This window comes from Escherichia sp. R1 (genome assembly GCF_003000935.1).
GTDB classification, from domain to species: Bacteria; Pseudomonadota; Gammaproteobacteria; order Enterobacterales; family Enterobacteriaceae; genus Escherichia; species Escherichia coli.
Genome location: NZ_PSRU01000053.1, coordinates 1 through 4,404, shown reverse-complemented (window position 1 = coordinate 4,404; position 4,404 = coordinate 1). Strand labels below are relative to the sequence as shown.

The window sequence follows — 4,404 nt, the reverse complement described above, 5'->3', positions numbered from 1 at the left end:
TTGCCTGGCGGCCTTAGCGCGGTGGTCCCACCTGACCCCATGCCGAACTCAGAAGTGAAACGCCGTAGCGCCGATGGTAGTGTGGGGTCTCCCCATGCGAGAGTAGGGAACTGCCAGGCATCAAATTAAGCGAAAGGCCCAGTCGGAAGACTGGGCCTTTTTGCGTGTCTATAAACTCTTCCTGTCATCATATCTACAAGCCATCCCCCCACAGATACGGTAAACTAGCCTCGTTTTTGCATCAGGAAAGCAGCTATGAACCACTCCTTAAAACCCTGGAACACATTTGGCATTGATCATAATGCTCAGCACATTGTATGTGCCGAAGACGAACAACAATTACTCAATGCCTGGCAGCATGCAACCGCAGAAGGACAACCCGTTCTTATTCTGGGTGAAGGAAGTAATGTACTTTTTCTGGAGGACTATCGCGGCACGGTGATCATCAACCGGATCAAAGGTATCGAAATTCATGATGAACCTGATGCGTGGTATTTACATGTAGGAGCCGGAGAAAACTGGCATCGCCTGGTAAAATACACTTTGCAGGAAGGTATGCCTGGTCTGGAAAATCTGGCATTAATTCCTGGTTGTGTCGGCTCATCACCTATCCAGAATATTGGTGCTTATGGCGTAGAATTACAGCGAGTTTGCGCTTATGTTGATTGTGTTGAACTGGCGACAGGCAAGCAAGTACGCTTAACTGCCAAAGAGTGCCGTTTTGGCTATCGCGACAGTATTTTTAAACATGAATACCAGGATCGCTTCGCCATTGTAGCCGTAGGTCTGCGTCTGCCAAAAGAGTGGCAACCTGTACTAACGTATGGTGACTTAACTCGTCTGGATCCTACAACAGTAACGCCACAGCAAGTATTTGATGCGGTGTGTCATATGCGCACCACCAAACTCCCTGATCCAAAAGTGAACGGTAATACGGGTAGTTTCTTCAAAAATCCTGTTGTTTCTGCCGAAACTGCTAACGCGTTGTTGGCACAATTTCCAACAGCCCCACATTACCCCCAGGTGGATGGTTCAGTAAAACTGGCTGCAGGTTGGCTTATTGATCAGTGCCAGCTTAAAGGGACGCAAATTGGTGGGGCTGCGGTACACCGTCAACAGGCGCTGGTTCTCATAAATGAGCACGATGCAAAAAGCGAAGATGTTGTACAGCTGGCGCATCATGTAAGACAAAAAGTGGGTGAAAAATTTAATGTCTGGCTTGAGCCTGAAGTCCGCTTTATTGGTGCATCAGGTGAAGTGAGCGCAGTGGAGACAATTTCATGAAGGATAACACCGTGCCACTGAAATTGATCGCCCTGTTAGCGAATGGCGAATTTCACTCTGGCGAGCAGTTGGGTGAAACGCTGGGAATGAGCCGGGCGGCTATTAATAAACACATTCAGACACTGCGTGACTGGGGCGTTGATGTATTTACTGTTCCGGGTAAAGGATACAGCTTGCCCGAGCCAATCCAGTTACTTAATGCCGAAAAGATATTGAGTCAGCTGGATGACGGCAGTGTAGCCGTGCTGCCAGTTATTGACTCCACGAATCAGTATCTCCTGGACCGCATCGGAGAGCTTAAATCTGGCGATGCCTGTGTTGCAGAATACCAGCATGCTGGCCGTGGTCGTCGTGGTCGGAAATGGTTTTCGCCTTTTGGCGCGAACTTATATTTGTCGATGTTCTGGCGTCTGGAACAGGGCCCGGCGGCGGCGATTGGTTTAAGTCTGGTTATCGGTATCGTGATGGCGGAAGTATTACGCAAGCTGGGTGCAGATAAAGTTCGTGTTAAATGGCCTAATGACCTCTATCTGCAGGATCGCAAGCTGGCAGGCATTCTTGTGGAGCTGACTGGCAAAACCGGCGATGCGGCGCAAATAGTCATTGGTGCAGGGATCAACATGGCAATGCGTCGTGTTGAAGAGAGTGTCGTTAATCAAGGGTGGATCACGCTGCAGGAAGCCGGGATCAATCTCGATCGTAATACTCTTGCGGCCATGCTGATACGTGAATTACGCGCGGCGCTGGAACTCTTCGAGCAAGAAGGATTGACACCTTATCTTTCGCGCTGGGAAAAGTTGGATAATTTTATTAATCGCCCAGTGAAACTTATCATTGGTGATAAAGAAATATTTGGCATTTCACGCGGAATAGACAAACAGGGTGCTTTATTACTTGAGCAGGATGGAATAATAAAACCCTGGATGGGCGGTGAAATATCCCTGCGTAGTGCAGAAAAATAAGAAAGGGGAGCATTAACTCCCCTTTAAATTATTTGCGTAGTCTGACCTCTTCTACTGCATGATTAGCACTTTTCGTCAGGATTAAACTGGCACGCTCGCGAGTAGGTAGAATATTTTGCTTTAAGTTCAGCCAGTTGATCTCTTTCCACAATGTCATGGCAGTCTTAATAGCTTCTTCTTTAGTTAATTTCGCGTAGTTATGAAAATAGGAATCCGGGTCTGTAAAAGCCCCTTCGCGGAATTTCAGAAAACGGTTGATATACCACGTCTGAAGTAAGTCTTCCGGTGCATCAACATATATCGAAAAATCGACAAAATCAGAAACAAATACATGATGTGGATCGTGTGGATAATCCATCCCGCTCTGTAAGACATTTAACCCTTCAAGAATTAAAATATCAGGCTGAACAACAGTTTTATCTCCATCCGGGATCACATCATAAATAAGATGCGAGTAAACAGGGGCTGTAACGTTTGGCACGCCGGATTTGAGATCGGAAACAAACTTCACCAGGCGATGCATATCATACGATTCCGGGAAGCCTTTCTTCTTCATCAGACCACGTTCTTTCAGAACCTGATTAGGGTGAAGGAAGCCATCTGTAGTGATCAGTTCAACACGACGATGTTCCGGCCAACGGCTTAATAGCGCCTGCAATACACGGGCGGTTGTACTTTTCCCCACCGCGACACTACCAGCAATACTGATAATGTAAGGAATGCGTTGCCCGTTGGTACCAAGAAACTGTTCCAGAACTGCCTGACGGCGCAGATTCGAGCTTATATAGAAGTTCAGCAAACGTGACAGAGGTAAATAGATCTCGGCAACTTCTTCTAACGAGAGATCTTCATTAATACCTTTGAGACGGGCGATCTCATCTTCCGATAACGTCATAGGTACGGAATCACGCAGAGCTGCCCACTGGTTGCGGTCAAACTGTAGGTAAGGCGTCATTAACGTTTGCTCTTTTATACTCATAAGCATGTTTCTGGCGGTCATAGCTCTATCGGCAAAGCGATATTTGCCATGGCGCGTCACAGTTCTGTTGAATGGGTTAATGGGCAGGAGGGTAACACCAGATGGGGAGGAATAATAAGAAAAAATCTCTCCCAGGAAGCTATCGTTGAAAAGCAATGTGACAGATATTCCATCTGATAAAAAGAATTATGGTTTAGCAGGAGCACATTGTTGAGCACAATGATGTTGAAAAAGTGTGCTAATCTGCCCTCCGTTCGGCTGTTTCTTCATCGTGTCGCATAAAATGTGACCAATAAAACAAATTATGCAATTTTTTAGTTGCATGAACTCGCATGTCTCCATAGAATGCGCGCTACTTGATGCCGACTTAGCTCAGTAGGTAGAGCAACTGACTTGTAATCAGTAGGTCACCAGTTCGATTCCGGTAGTCGGCACCATCAAGTCCGGTGGGGTTCCCGAGCGGCCAAAGGGAGCAGACTGTAAATCTGCCGTCACAGACTTCGAAGGTTCGAATCCTTCCCCCACCACCAATTTCGGCCACGCGATGGCGTAGCCCGAGACGATAAGTTCGCTTACCGGCTCGAATAAAGAGAGCTTCTCTCGATATTCAGTGCAGAATGAAAATCAGGTAGCCGAGTTCCAGGATGCGGGCATCGTATAATGGCTATTACCTCAGCCTTCCAAGCTGATGATGCGGGTTCGATTCCCGCTGCCCGCTCCAAGATGTGCTGATATAGCTCAGTTGGTAGAGCGCACCCTTGGTAAGGGTGAGGTCGGCAGTTCGAATCTGCCTATCAGCACCACTTCTTTTCTCCTCCCTGTTTTTTCCTTCTGTTTATTGCATTCAACAAGTCGGGCATGTTGCCTGGTTGATGTGGTGATATCACCGATTTATCCGTGTCTTAGAGGGACAATCGATGTCTAAAGAAAAGTTTGAACGTACAAAACCGCACGTTAACGTCGGTACTATCGGCCACGTTGACCATGGTAAAACAACGCTGACCGCTGCAATCACTACCGTACTGGCTAAAACCTACGGCGGTGCTGCTCGCGCATTCGACCAGATCGATAACGCGCCGGAAGAAAAAGCTCGTGGTATCACCATCAACACTTCTCACGTTGAATACGACACCCCGACCCGTCACTACGCGCACGTAGACTGCCCGGGGCACGCCGACT

At 47.7% G+C, this 4,404-nt stretch carries 4 protein-coding genes, 4 tRNA genes and 1 rRNA gene; 8 read left to right on the top strand and 1 reads right to left on the bottom strand.

The genetic code is table 11. The annotated features are described in order from the left end of the window. The first annotated feature begins 3 nt into the window (after nucleotides 1-3). The 3 genes from rrf (at nucleotide 4) to birA (ending at nucleotide 2,246) form a co-directional block, all read left to right on the top strand. Nucleotides 4-119, top strand: a 5S ribosomal RNA gene (rrf, locus tag C4F37_RS26770). 136 nt (nucleotides 120-255) lie between these two features. Further along, a complete protein-coding gene (gene murB / locus C4F37_RS26765) occupies nucleotides 256-1,284 on the top strand; it encodes a UDP-N-acetylmuramate dehydrogenase (protein WP_001016665.1) in 1,029 nt (342 codons plus the stop codon). After that, nucleotides 1,281-2,246 (top strand): bifunctional biotin--[acetyl-CoA-carboxylase] ligase/biotin operon repressor BirA, encoded by a 966-nt coding sequence (gene birA, locus C4F37_RS26760; RefSeq protein WP_000654598.1) that lies wholly within the window; start codon nucleotides 1,281-1,283, stop codon nucleotides 2,244-2,246. Before murB ends, birA begins: the two co-directional genes overlap by 4 nt. A gap of 28 nt (nucleotides 2,247-2,274) precedes the next feature. On the opposite strand, the gene coaA is transcribed toward birA, so the two are convergent. Further along, nucleotides 2,275-3,225 carry a type I pantothenate kinase gene (gene coaA / locus C4F37_RS26755; protein WP_000023081.1) on the bottom strand — a complete coding sequence of 317 codons (951 nt, stop codon included), beginning with the start codon at nucleotides 3,223-3,225 and terminating at the stop codon, nucleotides 2,275-2,277. 361 nt (nucleotides 3,226-3,586) lie between these two features. On the opposite strand from coaA, the gene C4F37_RS26740 reads away from it, so the two are divergent. The 5 genes from C4F37_RS26740 to C4F37_RS26720 form a co-directional block, all read left to right on the top strand. Next, nucleotides 3,587-3,662: transfer RNA gene (locus C4F37_RS26740), tRNA-Thr, on the top strand. Nucleotides 3,663-3,670: 8 nt separating this feature from the next. After that, a tRNA-Tyr gene (locus tag C4F37_RS26735) sits at nucleotides 3,671-3,755 on the top strand. Between the two features lie 116 nt (nucleotides 3,756-3,871). Then, nucleotides 3,872-3,946 (top strand) — tRNA-Gly (locus tag C4F37_RS26730). A 6-nt stretch (nucleotides 3,947-3,952) separates the two neighbouring features. Next, nucleotides 3,953-4,028: transfer RNA gene (locus tag C4F37_RS26725), tRNA-Thr, on the top strand. A 114-nt stretch (nucleotides 4,029-4,142) separates the two neighbouring features. Then, nucleotides 4,143-4,404, top strand: a 262-nt coding sequence (locus C4F37_RS26720) for a GTP-binding protein (RefSeq protein ID WP_000031674.1), incomplete at its 3' end; no start/stop codon positions are given.

Coding starts and splice junctions, on each gene's coding strand:
- murB (WP_001016665.1), top strand. CDS start 256: ATGAACCACTCCTTAAAACCCTGGAACACATTTGGCATTGATCATAAT.
- birA (WP_000654598.1), top strand. CDS start 1,281: ATGAAGGATAACACCGTGCCACTGAAATTGATCGCCCTGTTAGCGAAT.
- coaA (WP_000023081.1), bottom strand. CDS start 3,225: ATGAGTATAAAAGAGCAAACGTTAATGACGCCTTACCTACAGTTTGAC.